Raw genomic sequence first — 19,482 nt, 5'->3', positions numbered from 1 at the left:
TCGCGCCGCGATCAATTCTGATCGCAGCGTTTGTATATCATGTTTTGGGGGATATCGCTTAGAGTCTGAATCAAAAAGCGGCATGTGAGTGCGAAAATGGTGATTTTCGAGTACCGGAGCGGAGCGTACTTTTGGGTACGTGAGCACCGGAATGCAGAAAATTGCCATTTGCAGCCCCACAGGACGACTTTTGGAACAGGCTCTTAGACTGCGTCCAAAATCTGCTTCTGCAAATCAATCGCGCGGGCGTCGGCAAGCTCACGTCGAGGACGCTCCAGATCAATGTCGATATCGAGCGCAATGGACCCCTCGCGTAACACGATCACACGATCCGCAAGAGCCACGGCTTCAGCCACATCATGGGTGATCAGCACCGTGGTGAAGCCGCGCTCCCTCCAGATGCGTTCCAGAAGACGGTGCATCTCGATCCGTGTCAGCGCATCAAGCGCGCCGAAAGGTTCGTCCAGCAGCAGAATTTTCGGATCACTGACCAGCGCCCTAGCGAGCGCCACGCGCTGGCGCTGGCCGCCGGACAGAACGGAGGGCCAGTCATTGCCGCGCCCTTCCAGCCCGACATCGGACAAAACCGAAAGTGCGGCCTCACGCCAGTTCTCACCGCGCGCTATGCCCACATTGTCGGTCACACGCTGCCACGGCACGAGCCGCGCTTCCTGAAAGAGCAGACGCACGGACGGGCTGATACCGGTCAACGCCTCTCCGCCAACGGCTACGCGCCCGCCATCAGGCAGATCCAGCCCTGAGATCAGGCGCAGAAGCGTGGACTTGCCACCACCGGAACGCCCGACAACGGCCAGAAACTGCCCGGATGGCACCTCCAGATTGAAGTGCCGCAACACTTTGAGGCTGCCGAATGTACGGTCAACATGGGAAAGCGAAATAGGCGATCCGCCCTTCGCATCCGCGCCATGAGCGACCGCTTCCGCATCATATGTGTCCTGAACCGCGGCCATCAGCTTTTGCCTTTTTCCGGCTGATAGGCCGGATGCCAGACGAGCACACGTTTTTCGATGAGACGGGTTGCCGTGTCGGCCACCTTGCCCAGAAGGGCATAGATGATGATGCCCAGCAGCACCACATCGGTCATCAGAAATTCGCGTGCATTCATGGTCATGTAACCGATGCCGCTGGTGGCGGAGATGGTCTCGGCAACGATCAGCGTCAACCACATGAAGCCCAGAGCATAGCGCAGACCTACAAGGATCGACGGCAGCGCGCCGGGCAAAATAATTCGCTGGATCAGAGCCTTACGATCCAATCCGTAGACATGCGCCATCTCGATCAATTGCGGATCGATGGTTCGCACACCGTAGAACGTGTTGATATAGATCGGGAAGAAAACGCCGATGGAAACCAGAAATATCTTGGCGGTTTCGTCGATGCCAAACCACAGGATGACAAGCGGAACAAGCGCCAGATGCGGTATGTTGCGCAGCATCTGCAAGGTACTGTCGAGCAAGGTTTCGGCGGGCTTCCACAGACCGTTGACGATACCGGCGATAAAGCCCAGCCCACCGCCGATAACCAGACCGATCAGGGCACGTTGCGTCGAAATATAGGTGTGATAGATCAGCGTGCCATCCAGCAGCGATTTCCAGAACGCTGCCGCGACCGTGCTGGGTGCAGGCATCAATCGCGCCGTGATCAAACCCGTGCGCGCGGCAACTTCCCAGAGGATCACAAGAACGATCGGTAGCGCCCATGGTGCGAGCGCCTTGCCGAGTGTCTTGAAACGCAGGCCGTCGGCTGTCCTGCTCTTTCCGGCAAAGCCGGAAATTGTTGAATCCGCCATCAGGCCGCTCCCTTGCGCGTCACCTCGGCAATGGAAATTTCCTTCGGAATGAGGCCGAGTTTGAAGAAAGTGTCTGCAATTGCCTGTTGCTGGGCGATAACCGATGCGTCAAGCGGCTTGACGCCATAGGACTGACGCTCGACGGCGCGGACAAGAACATTCTCCGGAATACCGACCGAAGGCGCAAGCTCGGCTGCGACGGTTGCCGTGTTGTTCTTGATCCAGTCATCGATTTCGGCAATCGCATCGACGACGATATCGATGGCTTCCGGGTTCGCATCCACGAAAGGTTGCGCGCCAAGATAAAACTGGTGGTTGGGCACGAGGCCTTCGCCATTGCGCAATTCGCGCGCTTCAATGGCAATTTCCGCAGCCGCCTGAAACGGATCCCAAATGACCCATGCATCGACTGCACCGCGCTCGAAAGCGGCGCGTGCGTCTGCGGGCGGCAGGAAGGTGGTTTTGATATCGGTATAGGCAAGCCCGGCATCTTCCAGCGCCTTGACCAGAAGATAGTGAACATTCGAGCCTTTATTCAGCGCGACATTCTTGCCCTTCAACTCAGCGACCGACTTGATGGGGCTGTCTTTTGGCACCAGAATTGCCTCGCCGGTGGGTGCTGGAGGTTCATGCGCGATATAAACAAGCGGCGCACCTGCCGCCTGCGCGAAGATTGGCGGCGTTTCGCCAGTGGTGCCAAAATCGACGGCACCAACATTCAGCGCTTCCAGAAGCTGCGGCCCCGCTGGAAACTCGGTCCAACGCACATCAAAGCCAATCTTTTTCAGCTTCTCTTCGAGAATGCCACGCGCCTTGAGCAGAACAAGCGTGCCATATTTCTGGTAGCCGATACGCAGCACTTTTTCCTGCGCGAAAGCAGGCACACTGCCCACCAATGGTAATGCGGCTGCACCGGCGAGAAGACCTGCAAATTTACGTCTTGAAATGCGCATCAATACTGCTCCTGAACACACCGGTTGCCTGTTGTTCTTATGTTAAAGGCAATTGAGCGCAGCCACAGGAACGAACGTCTAACCTCATACCGTCTGGGGAAAATTCTTTACTTCTGCCGTGTCGCTCTGGCGCAAGGAAGTTCGTAAGAGCAATCAGGCAGATATTTTTTCCAAGCGTTGCAATACAACCGCGAGCGGAAAAAACGACCTATCCAAGGACAAAGGGCCGGACCATCAAAGTGATGCCCCGGCCCCTCAATTATGCTTTGCACAGCGTGCAGAAAGTCTGGCTCAGCGTGCTCCGCGCACGAAGCTTTCGCCCAGCGCCTGCGGCAAGCTTGCCTTACGGCCAGCGATCAGCAGCACCAGCATGACCATGGCGAATGGCAACATCTGGATCACGTCTGTTGGCACATTGACACCAGCAACCTGCAATGCCGTTGCCAGCGACAGGCTGACACCAAACAGCAATGCGCCGCCCAATACCCATAGCGGCCTGCCGCGCGCCAGCATGGCAAGCACGATAGCGATAAAGCCGTTGCCATGGCTCATGAACGGAATGAACACGCCCGCAACTGCGACCGACATGAAGGCACCGCCAAGACCGGCCAATGCGCCCGTTATCAGCACCGCGACACTTCGTGTGCGGACAACATCCACACCGGTTGCATCAAGCGCCGCCGGTTTATCGCCAGCTGCCTGCAAGGCAGTACCGAGATGCGTCATCCGGTAAATCCAGGCGAAAACCGCAACCAGAATGACCGCCACATAGACAACCGGATTATGGTTGAACAGGATTGGCCCCAGCACGGGGATTTCGGACAAAGGCCAGACCGGCCATTTCGGAGCACCGTCCAGACGTGGATATGTCTGCGAAAACTGTACGAAATGCAGGAGTGCGGTCAGACCTTGCACGGCGAGCGTCAGGGCAATACCGATGACGATCTGATTGAGGCCGAGCCGCACGCAAAACAGCACCATGAAGGATGCGATAAACGCGCCCGCAGCGATGCCGCCGACAAAGCCCAGCCCCATGCTGCCGGTGGTCCATGCCACCAGAAAACCGGCATAGGCACCGGCCAGCATCATGCCTTCGAGACCGATATTCAGCACACCTGCCTTTTCCGACAATTGCTCGCCAAGCCCGGCCAGTAAAAGTGGCGTACCCGCAGCGATTGCGCCGAGGAACAGGGTGATGATGAAACTTTCCGTAAAAAGCGCCATATTTTCTCGTCCTCAGACCTTCGCCCGGTAACGGCGATTCTTGTCAAAATATTCCGCCAGCGCCAGCGTAATCAGCAACAGCGCCACGATGACGAGCGAGAAGAAGCTTGGGACACCAAGCCGACGCGCTGCGCTTTCCCCACCGATTGTGAGGGCGGAAAACAGGAAGACATAGGCGATGGAGCCAAAGCCGTTAAGCCGCGCAAGGAAAACCAGCGGCACCACCGTCAGGCTGTAGGCCGGGTTCCAGTCCGCGCGGACATTGCCTTGCGTACCCAGAATATCCACGGCGCCGGACAGCCCGGCAAGCCCCGCCGAAATGGCAAAGACGGCGATGGTCAGCTTCGGAACCGACAGACCGGCATGAACAGCAGCGCGCGGATTGGCCCCGACCAGACGCAGCTTCATGCCAAACGAGGTTTTCGTCATCATCAGATGCATGGCGATGATAACGACGAGGCCGATGATCAGGCCCGATGAAATGGTCGTATCGAACAGTTTCGGCAAGCGCGCATCCACCGGAAGCGTGCGCGTTTGCGGGGTCGTGGTCGCCGGATCGAGAAAAGCGAGCTTCACCAGCACATTGGCCAGCGAAACACCAAGGAAGCTCATCATCAAAGTGGTGATGATTTCATTGATCCCGTGCCACGCCTTCAGCATAGCAGGCAACAGGCCCCAGACCGCCCCAACAGCCAGACCAATTACCAGACCGACAGCAAGGTTGAGCCAGATTGGCAATCCGGCCGTGTGCAAAAGCGGTGTGGTAGCCGCGACAATCACCGCAGCCAGAAGAAACTGCCCGTCGCCGCCAAGATTCCAGATGCCAGCACGGAAAGCCACGATCAGGCTTGCCGCGATCAGCAGAAACGGTCCCATACGGGTCAGCGTTGCCGATAGACCGGACGGCGATAAAATCCCCCGCTCGACCACATAGGCATAGTAACTCAGCGGATTGACGCCCATGGCGAGCAGGATCAGCCCGCCCAGTACAAGGGCCGCGACCAGCGGTCCAACGCTGACGGCAAGGATTCTGCCCCACGCGGAAAAAGGCGGACGTGTCATCTGTCCAGCCATCCCAGCCGTGCCGGCTTGCTGATCGCTCATTCTTCTTCTCCGGTACTCATCAGACGGCCGATGGCATCGCGCGCGCCTGCTCCATTTTGGACCGTGCCGAGCACTCTGCCCTGGTCGATCACGGCTATTCTGTCGGCAAGCTCCAGAAGCTCGTCCAGATCGGTGGAAATCAGCAACACCGCCTTGCCAGCATCTGCGGCATCGCGAATACGCTGACGGGTGGCCCGAATGTTTTTCACGTCGAGCCCATAGGTCGGCTTTGCAAAAATCACCGCTTCGGCTGCGCCCGTCAGTTCGCGCGCCAGCAGAACCTTCTGGATATTGCCGCCCGACAAAGTGCCAACCGGCGTCTGGACATCCGGCGTGCGGATATCGAAATTGCGAACATGTTCGGCAGCCTGCGCGCGGATCTGTTGCGGTTTTTCGAGCCCTTTGCGCCAGAATGGCGCAGCGCCGATGTCTTTCAGCAGAAAGTTGGTGGCGACCGCGAAAGCGCCCACCGTTCCCTCGCCAAGACGATCATCCGTCACGTAGCGCAACCCTGCCGTGCGGCGTTCACCCACCGAAAGCGCGCCGATTTCAGTTCCGTGCAAACGAACGCTTCCAACGGATGGAGCCTGACCCGCAAGCGCTTCTGCCAGCTCCTTCTGGCCATTGCCGTCGATCCCGGCAATTCCCAGAACTTCCCGAGCACGGATGGTCAGCGAAACATCGCGAACCGGAATACGCCCCGCGCTGGAATTCAGCTTTTCGACCGTCAGTACCGTCGCCCCCAGATCGCGACTGACACGTGGCGCGGTTTCACCGTCGCCCGTGGCGGCATTACCGAACATGAGCTGGATGATATTGGCTGTGTTTTCCGCGTCGGTATGGGATTTCAGCTCTTCCGGCGCGATAGCACCAGCGTTCTTGCCAAGGCGCAGAACGGAAATGCGGTCGCCATAGGCAAGCGCTTCGTTGAGCTTGTGGGTGATGAATATGACCGCCAGCCCTTCCGCCACGAGCCGCCGCATCAGTTGCCCCAACGATATGGCCTCGTTTGGCGTCAGCATGGCTGTCGCTTCGTCAAGGATCAGGCATCGGCTCCCGCGCATCAAGGCACGCAGAATTTCCACCTGCTGGCGTTCGCCCAGCGACAGGCTGGAGACCAGCGCGAAAGGGTCGACCCGCAGCCCCACGCGGCTTGCCGTTTCGTTGATACGCTTCGCAACGCCGCTGCGATCCGGTTTCCGCCACCAAGCACCACCCAGCGTAAAATTGTCGACGACCGTCAAACTCGGCACCAGCATGGAATGCTGGAACACAGTGCCGATCCCCAACGACAAGGCATGGCGGGGCGATGTGATGTTGACCTGTGCGCCATCCACCTCAATCCAGCCATCATCGGGCTGCTGTAGCCCTGACAGCATGCCGACAAGTGTGGATTTACCTGCGCCGTTTTCGCCAAGGAGAACATGAACCTCTCCAGGCCAGATATCTGTACTGACATTATTATTGGCGACGACACCCGGAAAGCGCTTGGTTATGCCGCGCAGAGCGACAAAGGGCATGCCCGAAGAACTGACCGGAGAATTTATTGCGTGTGATGGAAGAGGGACTACTTTTTCTGTTGTCGCCTGCATCAAACTGTCCTTCATGGAAGTCCGCCTCGTCGCGACCGGATGGATCACGACAATGCCCGGAAGCAACGAGACGGATATTCGAGCGCCGTGCGTCCTTGCGGACGCACAAAATTCGCTCTCACTGCTTTATCCATGCATCCTGCTTTTCAGAAATCGAACCCGATTTCTGTGCCGATGCCTGAGCAAGCCGGTTACTTGGAAGCGACCGTTTTCACCAACGCATGCACGCTGTCGGCATCGAACTTCGGCTCAACCTTGATCTCGCCGGAGACAACCTTGGCCTGAAGATCTTCGATCTCCTTCCATACATTGTCCGGGATGTTCTTGGTCTTCAGAAGACGCAGGCTGCCGTCATCCAGTTTGATATTATAGTTGTGGCTGCCGTACTTGCCGTCTTTCAGGTCCTGAATCATCGCCGCATAAACGGGTTTCAGATCCCAGATAACAGAAGACAGAAGGAAGCCCTTGTCGATCGGGCTCTTGTCGCCGATGACGTCGATGAAATAGGCCTTGCCGCCATCAGTGGCAGGCGTAGTTTCAACGGCCTGCAACATGCCGAAGCTGGAACCGTTGCCCTGCCCGAAGATAACGTCCGCGCCGGAAGCGATAACCGTTTCCGTCACACGCTTGCCGCCTGCGGCGTCCGCATAGGCAGCTGGTCCAATGACAGCGTAACGAACTTCAACCGCCGGATTTTCGGCCTTCACGCCCTGAGCAAAAGCAACCGACATGTTGTTCCACGATGGCGGCTCACCCGAAACGACGATACCGACGACCTTGGTGCGGCTGACCTTGGCGGCGAGACGACCGGCGAGATAAGCACCATCGCTACCGGCAGCGGTATAATCGGCCACTTTGCCTGCGGAAAGCTTGTCCGGGCTGTCGACAATCGCGACAGGAACCTTCATTTCCTCACCGATTTCCGGCGCGGCCGTGTTGTAGCCGGAAGCATGCGCGATCAGCAGACCGGCGCCATCTTCGGCAAGCTCGCGCAGCGTTGGGCGCACGTCGCCATAGCCGAGATTTTCCGCAACCACGACCTTCACACCGGCAGCTTCGCCAGCGGCCTTGGCAGCGGCCACGCCCTGCTGGTTCCAGCCCATGTCGGTTCCCATTTCCGGGGCCAGAATAGCAATTGATTTGATATCTTCCGCCAATGCAGTACTGGCCATCCAGCCGCTTACTGCAAGAGCAAGCACAGCTTTACTTACTGTACTGATTCCCATTTTCTTCATTTTGTCGTTCCCTATTGTAGAATTTTGTTGACTATTTCTTACTCTCCGGTTGAATCTTAAGTACAAACGGGAGCAAAGTTTGAAAATGCGAATTCACCTTACCTTTCTTGCTACAGCACTTCTTGGATTAAACACCGCGCAGGCCGCCATCAGCGGCCAGTCGCTCGACATTACGGTCGAGAACAGTGGAAAGACTTCACTGGCATGTTCGGCTGCTTTTGCGCACTGGTTCTCCGCCGATCTTGGCGAAGTTGCACCCGGCGCGAGCCGTTCATTCAGCTTTGGTGTCGATGTGAAGACAGGCAATGTCTTCCAGTTGAACTCGGTCGGCGACAAGATGGCCGTGCAGCGCATCTGGTGCGGGCACAAGGGCGATGACTGGGCAACACGCGCCGAAATTCCGATGGAGCGCCGCGCAGGCGTGACGCCGGAACCCGTGCATCTGCGCTGCGAGGCAGGCGTCAAGGCAACCCGATGCGCCGCCCCATAGCGGCGCTCGACCAAGCCCTGGATTGGGCGAATTGCCAATCTGTTACAGCCTCGCATCTGACCCCTCCATTTGGAACGAAGCGGGTCCGAAACGCAGATCACCGAAAGATCTCTGCTGCGCATGAACCTCACCCCGATTGACAGTGCGAGAATACGATAGCATGATCATACCGTAATACAATATTGAAAATCGACTAGCGGTGAATTTGCAGAAAGTCCTTGCATCCATTTGGATATAAAGGAAAATTTCAAAAATGCCCGCAGATCAGCATTCATAAGAGAGAGAAAATGCGCACAGCAATTGTTACCGGAGCGAGCCGCGGATTAGGGGAAGCCTTCGCTATCGGACTGGCAAAAGACGGGTTCGCGCTTGGTCTTTGCGCCCGTGATGCGGCAGCTCTGGAAGAGACTGCGGAGGCTGCACGCGCCGCTGGTGCGCCGGAAGTCGTCGTCATTGCCGCCGATCTTTCACAGCTGGGTGCTGCAGAAAAAGTTGTCGCCGATACGCTCGCCGTCACCGGACAGATCGATGCGCTGATCAACAATGCAGGCGCTACCAAGCGCGGCGACTTTCTGTCGCTGAGCGATGATGACTTTCTGGAAGGCTTTGCGCTCAAGTTTCATGCCACCGTGCGCTTTTGCCGAGCGGCATGGCCGGCCCTTGTCGAGAGCAAAGGCAGCATTGTGAATATATCGGGCGTCGGCGCGCATACGCCTGAGCCCGACTTCACGATTGGCGGCTCGGTCAACTCAGCCCTGATCAACTTTACAAAGGCGATTTCAAAGCGCGCCCAAGGCACCGGCATGCGGATCAATACGCTCTGCCCCGGCCATATCGTGACCGACCGGCTGCTGCGTCGTATCGAAGTGCTGGCGAAGGAACGGAGTATTTCTCTGGATGCAGCACGCGATGCGCTGCGTGAAGCGCAAGGCATCCAGCGCTATGGAGAAGCAGAAGAAGTTGCCGACGTCGTGCGCTTTCTTTGCAGCCCTGCGGCTGCCTATGTGCATGGCACGGTCATCAATGTCGACGGTGGTGCGACGCCGGGAATATGACCCCGGCGCCGAACTTCCACTTTAAGAAGCGCTGGCCTCTTCGGCCAGCCGCTCGCGCAGAATGGCGATTGCGACTTTGCCCGCATTCATGACGTGATAAGCCGCCGCCTTGCGGGCTTCCTTGCCGCGTCTGGCTGCCAGATGGCCAACGACCTCTTCCAGCTCGGTGAGGCTTTCGCGCGTTCTGCCCGGCGCGCCGAGCGACGTTGCGCGGAGAACCATGACGCGAGCGTTCAATGACGACAGCGTATGGCCCAGCGCCTCATTATGCGCACCGTAGATCAGGCAGTCATAGAAAGCGTTCTTGGCCGTCAGCCGCTCCAGAGGATCGGTGATCTTGTCGCTGTTCTTCAGCACTTCGAATGCTGCCTTCAGAGCTGCAATGTCATCATCGGTCGCATTTTGGGCGAACAGTTCGCAGGCAAGACCTTCCAGTTCGATACGCACCTGATAGATGCCCTCGGCCTGTTCGGGCTTCAGCCGCGCGACGATGGGACCGCGATGCGGCACCACTTCCACAAGGCCCTCACTCTCCAGCTGACGCAGCGCTTCGCGCACAGCCGTGCGGCTCACGCCAGTCATTTCGCACAGATCACGTTCCGTGATGCGCTGCCCGGCGGTGAAATACCCAATCGCGATAGAGTTACGGATACTTTCCGTAACGCTATGACGGACAGGTGCGGCAGCCTTTATCACTTTGAAATCAATAGGTGGGTTTTTTCCGTTCATCAATATCGCCATAAGTTTGCGCCCCATAAGCGAAAAGCGGGCATATTACCGTATTACTATACGATAACTGCACTTTTTGAAAGCATCCCCTTGTTCTCTCTGCCCGTTTTAGGTGCAGAACGTTAAGCGGGTGCCTCTTCAATCACCGCCATCGCCGCCGCAACGCCTGCGCCAACGTCGATATTCGGCACGCCTGCCGCCTTGAGACCGCCTGCAATGGCAGCAACCGAGACGAGCGAATAGGTCGGACGTGCTGTCGGCCCCATATGTCCGATGCGGGTCAGTTTGCCGAGCGTTTCACCGCGCCCTGACGAAAAGACAACTCCATAACGGTCACGGATCGCCGCCCGCAGCTTGGCTTCATCCACCCCTTCCGGGATCGCCACAGCGGTACAGGTCGGCGACGCGATCTCTTCCCGCGCAGCCCACAGTTTCAGACCGGCTGCCTGAATGCCTGCGCGGCAGGCTTTGGCAGTCCATGCATGACGCGCCCAGACGGCCTGTTCGCCCTCGTCCAGATAGAGATCGAGCGCCGCATCCAGCGCGTTGATTTCGGAAACAGATGGCGTGAAAGGGAAAGGCTTGTGCGCTTCATGGGCACGTTTCCAATCAACGATCGACAGGATGGAAGCCGTCGGCGCATCGGGATTGGCGGCGATTTTCTCCCAGGCCGCATCGCTGACATGCAGGAGCGTTAGCCCTGGCGGGCAGCCGAGACACTTGTTCGGACCGGTCACGAACATGTCGGCATGCGCCGTTTCAGGCAGCACATCCATGCCACCGAATGCCGATACGGAATCGACGATGAACAATTTGCCCGCAGCCTGAACAACCGCGCCGATTTCCGCGACAGGATTGACCGTGCCGGATGGCGTATCGTGGTGGCAGATCGACACAATCGCAACATCAGGACGTTTTTTGAGGAAATCAGCCACTGCTTCGGCGGTCAGCACCTCATTATAGGGCACTTCCAGCTCGACCACTTCCTTCGCATAGCGCGCAGCCCAAAAGCCGAAGCCTTTTCCGTAGACGCCCGAAACGAGATTGAGCACCACATCGTTTCTGGTGATCAGCGAAGCGGCAGCCGCTTCCAGCCCAAGAACAGGCTCTCCATGCAGGATAACCGGCGGTGTTTTGGTGTGAAACACGCGCTGCACCTTGGCATTTACAGCCTCGTAGAACGCAAGAAATGCCGGATCGTAATCATAGAGAACCGGTCGCGACAAGGCCCGCAATACAGCCGGATAGGCATCGACAGGGCCGGTGGTCAGCGTAAAAATCGGGTCGGCAATTTTTCCTGCATTCATTTCGTTCTCCCTTGCTTATGCTTTTATTTCGATGCGCTATCTGGCTCCTGCCAGGCTGAGAAATGACGTGGCGTCGGCGGCATTCTCTATCCCTTCAAGGGTAGCGATCAGCGCCTCGCCGTCGATTGCAATTCCGCGCCAGTCGATCTGCGCCTTGAATTTCTGCGCCAGTTCAGCGTTGCTCATTGGATGAGCCAGCCCGCCCTTGGCGCCATCGATCCTGCGCACCAGTTTGCGCCCATCTTCGAACAGAACGCAAACCTCGACCGCCTCGAAAGAAAACGACGGATCGTCGACGAAGGATAGTTTTTCACCCAGCGCCTTCAGTTCAGGATCGGCGACAGCGGCATCGGAGAAAGCCGCCAGATCGGCCTTGCCCCACAGCAAGCTGACTGCAACGGCGTGTTGGGCGCTGACCTGCGCCAGCCGCCCGGTGGTAACGCCGGGCCTGTCCGTGCGCTGGCGGAGTAGCGGATGGCCGGTCAGTGTTACAGCGGTAATCTTATCGGCCCGCAGATCGCCTTCACCATGCAGTTCAAGGCAGGCTTCAATCACCGGATTGAGCACTACACCGCATGGATAGGGCTTGAATGTGTTCTTCAGGATTTCCCAGTCGCTGCCAAGTCCTCCGGTCAGCGCATCATAGTCCGGCGCATCGGAATGCAGAGCCAGAAAGCCGCGCGCACCCTCCAGCGGCTCCGCCGGACCGGTATATCCATCGGCGGCCAGCAAAGCGGACATAAGGCCTGCTCGTGCCGCCTGCCCTACGGAAAGGCTTTTGGACATGGTGCCCAGTGTTTCGACCGAGCCGGATGCCTGTGCCAAAGCATGGCCCAGCGCATCGACGAGTTGCGACGGAGAAAGCCCCAGCAGTCGACCCGCGGCCAGCGCGGCACCAAATGTCCCGCAGGTAGAGGTAATGTGCCAGCCGCGTGCATAATGAACCGGATGAAGCGCATTGCCCAGCCGGCACGTCACTTCCGCACCAAGCACGAAGGCCTCAATCAGTGCCGCACCCGTTACCGGACGCCCTTCCCCGGCCATGGCTTCGGCCAGCGCCAGAATAGCTGGCGCGACTGGTGCAGATGGATGAATGACTGTCGGCACATGCGTGTCGTCAAAGTCGAAAATGTTCGCGGAAGCCGCATTGATATAGGCTGCCCAAAGCATGTCGGCCCGCTCGGAGCGGCCAATGATGCTCGCTTTCGCCGGTCCAGAAAAGGCTGGCAGCATGGCCACCAGCTTTTGTATCGCCGCTTCGTTCGAGCCGCCAATGGCCGTGCCGACCATATTGAGCAATGAGCGCCGTCCCGCAGCGCGCACTGCTTCCGGCAAAACTGGCGGTGCATGGACAAACGCCGCCAGAGTGAGGCTTATACCCTTCATGTCACGCGCCAGCAGCTTTGCCGCGCACTTCGGCACCCGCCCACTTCTCGAGCGGGCGAATGATTGCGGTCATGTCGGCATCCGCACCGAGATCGGCCTTGGTGATCGAGAAGAGCATGCGCACCGCATTACCCACCATCATCGGCACACCGAGCCGTTCGGCTTCTTCGAGGCACAAACGGATATCCTTGAGCGACAAGCCGATTGCGAAACCGAAATCAAAACCGCGCGGCAGCACGAAGCGCGGGATTTTATCGGCGCTGGCGGAGGTGCGCCCGGAACCGGCATTCAGGACTTCGATCATGACATCGGCGTCGAGACCAGCCTTGGCACCCATCACCATGGCTTCTGACGTGATCGCCAATGCGGCAGCCGAGCAGATATTGTTGATAAGCTTCATCACTTGCGCCTTGCCCGGCTCTTCGGCAACACGGATCACCTTGCCAAGCGCGAGCAGCATCGGCTCAACGACCGAAAAATGCGCCGAAGGTCCGGCGGCCATAAGCGCAAGTGTGCCCTTCTTGGCACCTGCGACACCGCCCGAAACCGGACTATCAATCAGAGCAATGCCCGCAGCCGACAATATTTCAGCCAGATCCATCTCGGCCTTCGGCCCGGTGGTCGACAGATCGACGACGCGTTTCACCACGCCGGGATTGGCCGCAATGCTGCGCCCGACAGCGATCACCACCTCGGGCGTCGGCAAAGACAGGAAGATCGTCTCTGCGCGCGCGGTCAATTCGCCGATGGTGCCAGCCTCTTCCGCCCCTGCGGCAACCAATGCCGCCACAGCCGCTTCGGCACGGTCATTGACGGCAAGTTTATAGCCTGCGCCGATGATGCGCTCCGCCATGGGGCGGCCCATATTGCCAAGGCCGACAAAACCGACTTCACTCATTCCACTCTCCTGTTATCGCGGTCGCGCCATCAGGCAAACGACCAGCCATTATCCACCGGTATCGCCGCACCGTTGATTCCTTCGCTGGCAGCGCCGCAAAGGAACAGCGCCAAGGCGGTCACCGTCTCCATCGGAATAAATTTGCCACCCGGCTGACGGGTGGAAAGGAAAAGACGCGTCGCCTCTTCAGTGCTGATGCCCTTTTCCGCAGCCAGCACTTCAATGCGGCCAAGGGCGGAATCGGTTGCCATCAGCCCGGGGCAGATCGCGTTGCAGGTGATTGAGGATGAGGCCAGTTCCAGCGCAACCGTCCGCGTCAGGCCAATCATTGCGTGTTTGGTGGTGACATAATCCGCACGACCGGCCAGCGCGATCAGGCTGTAAACCGACGCCATATTGACGATCCGCCCCCAACCCCGGGCCTGCATGCCCGGCAGACAGGCGCGAATCAGCCGGAAAGGAGCAGACAGATTGACCTCCAGCGCCTTGTCCCAATCGGAATCGGCCAACGCCTGCACCGGCGACATTTTGCGAATGACCGCATTGTTGATCAGAATATCGATCCCGCCCAACTGTTCGGTTGCAATAGCTGCAAGGTGATCGGCTGCACCGGTTTCAGACAGATCGATCACTGATGAGCCGACCGGCTGGCCTGTTTCACGGCTCAGCGCCGTCGCGGCATTGCTCACTTCGGGCAGAATATCGGTGAGAAACACACGATCACCGGCCTTTGCAAAGCTGCGGGCCAGTTCCAGCCCGAGACCAAGGGCCGAACCGGTGATCAGAACACCACGTCCTGTTGCAAGCGTCATCGCGCCAGCTCCTCCCACCTCAAACTTGGCGCAACGTCGAGCCGAACGACGATCCCCTCCAGTTCAGCCGAAGGTGCTGAATAGGCCTGCATAACCGCCGGGTCGTGGCCCGGAACAATATGATCGAGGCTTGGTGCCAGTTCGGTCAACCGGGCATAGCCGCGAATGAGAGAAGCTTCATCGTAGAGCACGGGAAACGGATTGCGATGCTCCATATTGGCGTAAAAATGCGTCGCATCGGAAGCCAGCACCACCCAGCCACGCGCGGTATAGACGCGAACCGCCTGCAAACCGGCACTGTGGCCCGGCACAGCATGAAGCCAGAATCCGGGCGAAAGCTCCCGGTCGCCGCGGTGAAACTCAATCCTGCCCGCATAAAGGCTGCGGATATAGGCAACGATGTTTTCAACATCGAAAGGAGCACGCGCTTTCGGGTCGCACATGCAGGGGCCGGTGGCGTGTCCCGCCTCATCAACCTGCAAATGAAAATGCGCTGCCGGAAAATCGCCAAGCGTTCCCGCATGATCGTAGTGGAGATGTGTCAGCACGACCTGGGACACCTTACCTGCATCCACACCGAGAAGCGCCAGCGCATCCACCGGCTTTCGCAGCAAGGTTCTCCCGCGCGCATCGGCGGCGTCCTGCCCGAAGCCGGTATCGATAACGAAAACCTCGTCACCGCGCCGGGCGAGCCAGACGAAATAGTCGAGATCTGCTCCCGACTCATGCGGATCAGAGACATGTAGAAAATTGTCTTTGATCGTTCGCCCGCCATGGGTGGCGTAACGTAAGGCATAAAGCTCGAAGGGTACTATTTCCCCGTCAGATCCCGTTATCGGCTCCGCCATGATCCTCCCGCCCCACAAGCACATTCGACGTCGATGCGCCGAACAATTTCATCTTAGCCTACAGTATGACCGTAATCTTGTCATACAATCTATTGACAGGTCAAGTCCGGCATGTCTAACCTTGGGTCAATAAGAAAGACAAAACCACGGGGACAAGCTGGCACACTGCCACCTTAACGGAGAGATGTATGACTCGTCCTGAATTCAACGGTGAACAATTCCAGAAGGGGTTGAAGGTTCGGCGCGAAGTGCTTGGCGAGGCTTATGTCGCGCCATCGCTGGCCAATGCCGATGACCTGACCGCACCGCTTCAAAAGCTCGTCACCGAATGGTGCTGGGGTGAAATCTGGACCCGCCCCGGTCTCGAGCGCAAGACCCGCAGTTTTCTCAACCTCGCCATGCTGACGGCGCTGAACCGCCCGCATGAAATCAAGATCCACGTTCGCGGCGCATTGAACAATGGCGTGACCGAAAACGAGATCGTTGAGGTCATTCTTCAGGCCGCGATTTATTGCGGTGTGCCTGCCGCGCTCGACGCGATGCGTGTTGCTTCGGATGTGATCCGGCAAATGCGTGAAGAAAAGGCCGAAAGCGCCTGATTTATATAACCGGAAACGCTCCATAAAACCGGGGAACACCGGCGATTCCAATTGCAAATAGGAGGCCCAATGACACAGGGAACAGCTACAAAACCAGCCAGCACGCCGCATCGGCTGAAGACCGGCGCGGAGTATAAGGAATCCCTCAAGGACAACCGCCAGATCTGGGTCGGCGGTTCCAAACTGAACTCCGTCTATGACGAACCCGCGCTGGCCAAGGGCATCGACCTTCTGGCCTCGATGTTCGACGATCAGTTCACCGAAGAACATGCCGACGCCACCACCTATTACGACGAGAAGGCAGGCGCTGTTCTCAGCCGTTCGTGGCAGATTCCGCGCACCAAGGAAGACCTGGCCGCCCGCCGTCGCATGATCGAATATACGTCGCTCAAGACCGCAGGCACCTTCGGACGTCCGCCAGATCTCGCACCATCCATCGTTGTTGGTCTCTACGCCTATCTGCCGACCTTCAAGAAGAAGAAGTCGCTCATCGACGGCATTGATCCGGACTTCGCCGAAAACATCGAACGCTACATGGAATATGGTCAGAACAACAATCTGACCGCGTCGGAAAGCCTCGCCGGACCGCAGGCCGACCGCTCGTCGCCCAAGGCCTCGGAAGCCTCGCTCCTGAAGGCGCGTAAGGTCACGAAGGACGGCGTCTACATCTATGGCGCCAAGACTGTCGGCTCGATTGCCGCTCAGGCCAATGATATTTTCTTCACCAATCTCGGCGGCATTCAGGAAACTCCTGCGGATGCCTGCATCTGGGGTTCGGTGCCAATCGACACGCCCGGCATCAAGATGATCTCGCGTGAAATGGTTTCGCAGCCATTGTCGAGCAAGTTCGACCATCCGGTGTCGAGCCTCGGCGAAGAAGCCGACCAGTTCATCGTGTTCGACAATGTTTTCGTACCGAAGGAACGGCTCTTCAACCTCGGCGATCCGACGGCTATGAGCTATTACGGCCCGGTCTGCGTCTTCGCACATTGGCATGTTCTGACCCGCCTCGCGGTGAAGGCTGAACTGTTCGTCGGTGCAGGCCAGATGGTTCTCGATTATCTCGGCACCGGCAAAATTCCGGCTGTCCAGATGATGCTGGGCCAGCTGGTCGAATATGCGCAGACGCTCCGCGCCTTCGTCACCGCTGCCGAAGCACTGGCTGTCCCGACCGAAGGCGATGTCATGCGCCCCGATGTCGGCATGCTGACCGCCGGTCGCCTCTATTCGATCGAAAACTACCCGAAGATCATCCATATCCTTCAGGAACTGTGTGGTCAGGGTCTGGTGATGCGTTTTGGCAAGAAAGCGTTCGACAATCCGGAAGTCGGTCACTTCCTGCATGAACTGCTGCCCGGACATGGCGTATCGGCCATGGTCAAGGAACAGCTGATGAATTTCATCTGGGACATGACCTCCGGTTCGCTGGCTGGCCGCGTTGCGCTGTTTGAAAACGTCAACGCCACACCGGCTCCGGCCCTGCGCGCCCGACTTTATAATGAGGTCAAGCGCGACGGCTATGTCGCCCAGGTGAAGAAGATCGCCGGGATCGAGTAAAGCTCTGACGACCCCGCCTGATGCCAATCGGGCGGGGTTTCTTCTTTCGCGACATGTTGGAGATTGCGATGGACCAGTCCACGCTTATCGACCGCTTTTATAGCGCATACACTTCGCGCGATGCCGAGGGAGCGGCTTCGCTTTATCACGCCGATGGCTGGCACGAGGAAGTCGCCATGGCGAAACGGCGTCAGGGACGCGCCGCGCTGGCCGAGGGGCTGACCGGTTTCTGGCGCATGCTGCCTGACGTTGCATGGGAACGGCGCGGCTATATCCGTTCTGGCAATCAGGTTGCTGTTCCCTATCACATGACCGGCACCTTCACGCCGCGTGGCGACAATGTTGAACCACGCCAGATCGCGCTTGACGGTCTGCATATATTCGAGTTCCAGGACGGTCTGCTGGTGGGCACCAAGGACATGTGGGACCTCGATCTTTTCAAAGCGCAGATGAGTTGAGACGATGAATGATCTGGCGAAACTCGACGGCATCGCGATTGCCGGTCTGATCTCGAACAAAGAGATCAGCGCAAGCGAAGTCCTTGAAACCACGATTGAACGGATCGAGCGGCTCAACCCGCAGCTCAACGCCGTCGTGCATCCGCATTACGATCTCGCGCGCAAGCAGGTCGCCGACGGCTTGGCCAAAAGCCCGCTTTCGGGCGTTCCGATGTTGTTGAAGAACACCGGCTTCGAAGCGGAAGGCATGCTCCTGTCGAGCGGGTCAGAACTGCTGCGCAATGTCGTCAGCAAACGCGATTCCACCATCACCGCGCGCTATAAAGCGGCAGGCATGGTGATTGTCGGCAAGTCCAACACGCCGGAATTTGCGCTCAGCTTCACAACCGAATCCGATGCCTTCGGCCCGACGCGCAATCCGTGGGATATCAACCGCACGGCGGGCGGCTCGTCCGGCGGCTCGACTGCGGCTGTCGCCAGCGGCATGGTGCCGCTTGCCAACAGTTCGGACGGTGCAGGTTCCACGCGCCTGCCTGCCAGCCATTGCGGTCTTTTCGGGTTCAAGCCGTCGCGGCTGGTCAATCCCGTTGGCCCGGCTGCCGCTGAAGCCATTGGCGGCATGTCCACACCACACGCCGTCACCTGGTCGGTGCGTGACAATGCAGCCATGCTCGACGTGACAGGCGGCAGCGATCTTGGTGACCCATGGGCCTCGCCGGCCACGCCGGGCAGCTATCTGGCAGCGCTCGACAAAACACCGCCTCGCCTCAAGGTCGCGATGATTGTCGCTGCGCCGGACGGCAGTCCTATTGATCCAGAAATGGTCGAAAGCGTGCGCGCCACCGCGCGGTTGCTGGAAGACCTCGGACACAGTGTCGAAGAAGTTGCAGATGCAGGCTATGACGCGGAAGCGCTGAAAGCGGCATGGCGCATCATCGTCGGCGTCAACGTGGCTTTGGGTGTCAGCGGCGGCGATGCAGCCTCTGCCAACATCGCCAAGCTTGAACCCGTCAATCAGCAATGGGTCCGCGAAGCGCTGGCAATACCCGGCACTCGCTATTTGTGGGCCGTCAACCAGCTTCACGCTTCGGCACGAGCGCTAGGGCGGTTCTTCAGCACATATGACGTCATGCTGACCCCGGCTGCGGCAGAACCCGCGCCGCTATTGGGCAAGCTTGCCGGTCAGGGCAAAAACATCGACGAATTCTACGATCTGTTCTGGTCGCATTCGCCGTTCACTGCCGTTTTCAACACATCCGGCTGCCCGGCAATGTCGGTTCCACTCGGCATGAGTTCTCATGGCCTGCCCATCGGCTCACATCTCGGTGCGGCCTTTGGAAACGACGCATTGCTTTTCGCGCTGGCTGCGGAGCTTGAACGCGCCGCTCCGTGGATCGACCGGCGCCCATCCATATTCGGCTGAGG

At 58.5% G+C, this 19,482-nt stretch carries 19 protein-coding genes; 6 read left to right on the top strand and 13 right to left on the bottom strand.

The features are described from left to right. Positions 1-203 precede the first annotated feature (203 nt). The 7 genes from FGI60_RS01765 to FGI60_RS01735 all read right to left on the bottom strand — a co-directional run bounded on the left by FGI60_RS01765 (position 204) and on the right by FGI60_RS01735 (position 7,918). Complete coding sequence (locus FGI60_RS01765) at positions 204-971, bottom strand: ABC transporter ATP-binding protein (protein ID WP_138783657.1); 768 nt, start codon at positions 969-971, stop codon at positions 204-206. Further along, on the bottom strand, positions 971-1,810 hold the full coding sequence (locus FGI60_RS01760; protein WP_138783656.1) for an ABC transporter permease subunit: 840 nt from the start codon (positions 1,808-1,810) through the stop codon (positions 971-973). The genes FGI60_RS01765 and FGI60_RS01760 overlap by 1 nt, the downstream gene beginning before the upstream one ends. Further along, complete coding sequence (locus tag FGI60_RS01755; RefSeq protein ID WP_138783655.1) at positions 1,810-2,763, bottom strand: sulfonate ABC transporter substrate-binding protein; 954 nt, start codon at positions 2,761-2,763, stop codon at positions 1,810-1,812. The genes FGI60_RS01760 and FGI60_RS01755 overlap by 1 nt, the downstream gene beginning before the upstream one ends. Positions 2,764-3,054: 291 nt before the next feature. Further along, entirely contained in the window at positions 3,055-3,987 is a 933-nt protein-coding gene (locus FGI60_RS01750; protein ID WP_138783654.1) for a putative B6 ABC transporter permease subunit 1, read from the bottom strand. 12 nt (positions 3,988-3,999) lie between these two features. After that, positions 4,000-5,091, bottom strand: coding sequence for a putative B6 ABC transporter permease subunit 2 (locus FGI60_RS01745; RefSeq protein WP_078339139.1), 1,092 nt, complete (start codon positions 5,089-5,091; stop codon positions 4,000-4,002). Beyond that, positions 5,088-6,698: a putative B6 ABC transporter ATP-binding protein gene (locus FGI60_RS01740; protein ID WP_328592638.1), complete on the bottom strand. Its 1,611-nt coding sequence runs from the start codon at positions 6,696-6,698 to the stop codon at positions 5,088-5,090. The genes FGI60_RS01745 and FGI60_RS01740 overlap by 4 nt, the downstream gene beginning before the upstream one ends. 176 nt (positions 6,699-6,874) lie before the next feature. Then, positions 6,875-7,918 (bottom strand): putative B6 ABC transporter substrate-binding protein, encoded by a 1,044-nt coding sequence (locus tag FGI60_RS01735; RefSeq protein WP_078339141.1) that lies wholly within the window; start codon positions 7,916-7,918, stop codon positions 6,875-6,877. A gap of 85 nt (positions 7,919-8,003) precedes the next feature. On the opposite strand from FGI60_RS01735, the gene FGI60_RS01730 reads away from it, so the two are divergent. Both FGI60_RS01730 and FGI60_RS01725 read left to right on the top strand, forming a co-directional pair. Further along, the gene (locus tag FGI60_RS01730) at positions 8,004-8,408 is read left to right on the top strand and encodes a hypothetical protein (protein ID WP_078339143.1); all 405 of its coding nucleotides are present in this window, start codon (positions 8,004-8,006) and stop codon (positions 8,406-8,408) included. Positions 8,409-8,695: 287 nt separating this feature from the next. Beyond that, positions 8,696-9,463, top strand: coding sequence for an SDR family oxidoreductase (locus FGI60_RS01725; protein WP_138783653.1), 768 nt, complete (start codon positions 8,696-8,698; stop codon positions 9,461-9,463). A gap of 21 nt (positions 9,464-9,484) precedes the next feature. On the opposite strand, the gene FGI60_RS01720 is transcribed toward FGI60_RS01725, so the two are convergent. The 6 genes from FGI60_RS01720 to FGI60_RS01695 all read right to left on the bottom strand — a co-directional run bounded on the left by FGI60_RS01720 (position 9,485) and on the right by FGI60_RS01695 (position 15,443). Next, positions 9,485-10,192: a GntR family transcriptional regulator gene (locus FGI60_RS01720; protein WP_210238404.1), complete on the bottom strand. Its 708-nt coding sequence runs from the start codon at positions 10,190-10,192 to the stop codon at positions 9,485-9,487. 122 nt (positions 10,193-10,314) lie between these two features. Then, a complete protein-coding gene (ppaT, locus tag FGI60_RS01715) occupies positions 10,315-11,499 on the bottom strand; it encodes a pyridoxamine--pyruvate transaminase (protein ID WP_138783651.1) in 1,185 nt (394 codons plus the stop codon). 36 nt (positions 11,500-11,535) lie between these two features. Further along, the gene (locus FGI60_RS01710; RefSeq protein WP_210238403.1) at positions 11,536-12,921 is read right to left on the bottom strand and encodes an MmgE/PrpD family protein; all 1,386 of its coding nucleotides are present in this window, start codon (positions 12,919-12,921) and stop codon (positions 11,536-11,538) included. Further along, complete coding sequence (locus FGI60_RS01705; RefSeq protein WP_138783649.1) at positions 12,887-13,783, bottom strand: NAD(P)-dependent oxidoreductase; 897 nt, start codon at positions 13,781-13,783, stop codon at positions 12,887-12,889. The genes FGI60_RS01710 and FGI60_RS01705 overlap by 35 nt, the downstream gene beginning before the upstream one ends. A gap of 29 nt (positions 13,784-13,812) precedes the next feature. Further along, on the bottom strand, positions 13,813-14,595 hold the full coding sequence (locus FGI60_RS01700; RefSeq protein ID WP_138783648.1) for an SDR family oxidoreductase: 783 nt from the start codon (positions 14,593-14,595) through the stop codon (positions 13,813-13,815). Continuing rightward, positions 14,592-15,443 carry an N-acyl homoserine lactonase family protein gene (locus tag FGI60_RS01695; protein ID WP_138783647.1) on the bottom strand — a complete coding sequence of 284 codons (852 nt, stop codon included), beginning with the start codon at positions 15,441-15,443 and terminating at the stop codon, positions 14,592-14,594. Before FGI60_RS01695 ends, FGI60_RS01700 begins: the two co-directional genes overlap by 4 nt. A gap of 188 nt (positions 15,444-15,631) precedes the next feature. Here FGI60_RS01695 and FGI60_RS01690 point away from each other — a divergent pair, with 188 nt between their 5' ends. The 4 genes from FGI60_RS01690 to FGI60_RS01675 all read left to right on the top strand — a co-directional run bounded on the left by FGI60_RS01690 (position 15,632) and on the right by FGI60_RS01675 (position 19,480). Continuing rightward, on the top strand, positions 15,632-16,042 hold the full coding sequence (locus tag FGI60_RS01690) for a carboxymuconolactone decarboxylase family protein (protein WP_121539385.1): 411 nt from the start codon (positions 15,632-15,634) through the stop codon (positions 16,040-16,042). Positions 16,043-16,111: 69 nt separating this feature from the next. Further along, positions 16,112-17,599 carry a 4-hydroxyphenylacetate 3-hydroxylase N-terminal domain-containing protein gene (locus tag FGI60_RS01685; protein ID WP_078339153.1) on the top strand — a complete coding sequence of 496 codons (1,488 nt, stop codon included), beginning with the start codon at positions 16,112-16,114 and terminating at the stop codon, positions 17,597-17,599. Positions 17,600-17,667: 68 nt separating this feature from the next. Continuing rightward, positions 17,668-18,057, top strand: a complete 390-nt coding sequence (locus FGI60_RS01680; RefSeq protein ID WP_171058668.1) for a nuclear transport factor 2 family protein — start codon at positions 17,668-17,670, stop codon at positions 18,055-18,057. Between the two features lie 4 nt (positions 18,058-18,061). Further along, a complete protein-coding gene (locus tag FGI60_RS01675) occupies positions 18,062-19,480 on the top strand; it encodes an amidase (protein WP_138783645.1) in 1,419 nt (472 codons plus the stop codon). Positions 19,481-19,482: the final 2 nt, after the last annotated feature.

Origin of the sequence: Brucella haematophila (assembly GCF_005938105.1) — a bacterium.
In the GTDB taxonomy this organism is placed as follows: Bacteria; Pseudomonadota; Alphaproteobacteria; order Rhizobiales; family Rhizobiaceae; genus Brucella; species Brucella haematophila.
The sequence above is the reverse complement of the archived record's forward strand: the minus strand, read 5'-3'. Positions and strand labels throughout refer to the sequence as shown.

Bases quoted from the DNA above. Each gene is read 5' to 3' on its own strand.
- FGI60_RS01765 (WP_138783657.1), bottom strand. From the start codon at position 971: ATGGCCGCGGTTCAGGACACATATGATGCGGAAGCGGTCGCTCATGGC.
- FGI60_RS01760 (WP_138783656.1), bottom strand. From the start codon at position 1,810: ATGGCGGATTCAACAATTTCCGGCTTTGCCGGAAAGAGCAGGACAGCC.
- FGI60_RS01755 (WP_138783655.1), bottom strand. From the start codon at position 2,763: ATGCGCATTTCAAGACGTAAATTTGCAGGTCTTCTCGCCGGTGCAGCC.
- FGI60_RS01750 (WP_138783654.1), bottom strand. From the start codon at position 3,987: ATGGCGCTTTTTACGGAAAGTTTCATCATCACCCTGTTCCTCGGCGCA.
- FGI60_RS01745 (WP_078339139.1), bottom strand. From the start codon at position 5,091: ATGAGCGATCAGCAAGCCGGCACGGCTGGGATGGCTGGACAGATGACA.
- FGI60_RS01740 (WP_328592638.1), bottom strand. From the start codon at position 6,698: ATGAAGGACAGTTTGATGCAGGCGACAACAGAAAAAGTAGTCCCTCTT.
- FGI60_RS01735 (WP_078339141.1), bottom strand. From the start codon at position 7,918: ATGAAGAAAATGGGAATCAGTACAGTAAGTAAAGCTGTGCTTGCTCTT.
- FGI60_RS01730 (WP_078339143.1), top strand. From the start codon at position 8,004: ATGCGAATTCACCTTACCTTTCTTGCTACAGCACTTCTTGGATTAAAC.
- FGI60_RS01725 (WP_138783653.1), top strand. From the start codon at position 8,696: ATGCGCACAGCAATTGTTACCGGAGCGAGCCGCGGATTAGGGGAAGCC.
- FGI60_RS01720 (WP_210238404.1), bottom strand. From the start codon at position 10,192: ATGAACGGAAAAAACCCACCTATTGATTTCAAAGTGATAAAGGCTGCC.
- ppaT (WP_138783651.1), bottom strand. From the start codon at position 11,499: ATGAATGCAGGAAAAATTGCCGACCCGATTTTTACGCTGACCACCGGC.
- FGI60_RS01705 (WP_138783649.1), bottom strand. From the start codon at position 13,783: ATGAGTGAAGTCGGTTTTGTCGGCCTTGGCAATATGGGCCGCCCCATG.
- FGI60_RS01700 (WP_138783648.1), bottom strand. From the start codon at position 14,595: ATGACGCTTGCAACAGGACGTGGTGTTCTGATCACCGGTTCGGCCCTT.
- FGI60_RS01695 (WP_138783647.1), bottom strand. From the start codon at position 15,443: ATGGCGGAGCCGATAACGGGATCTGACGGGGAAATAGTACCCTTCGAG.
- FGI60_RS01690 (WP_121539385.1), top strand. From the start codon at position 15,632: ATGACTCGTCCTGAATTCAACGGTGAACAATTCCAGAAGGGGTTGAAG.
- FGI60_RS01685 (WP_078339153.1), top strand. From the start codon at position 16,112: ATGACACAGGGAACAGCTACAAAACCAGCCAGCACGCCGCATCGGCTG.
- FGI60_RS01680 (WP_171058668.1), top strand. From the start codon at position 17,668: ATGGACCAGTCCACGCTTATCGACCGCTTTTATAGCGCATACACTTCG.
- FGI60_RS01675 (WP_138783645.1), top strand. From the start codon at position 18,062: ATGAATGATCTGGCGAAACTCGACGGCATCGCGATTGCCGGTCTGATC.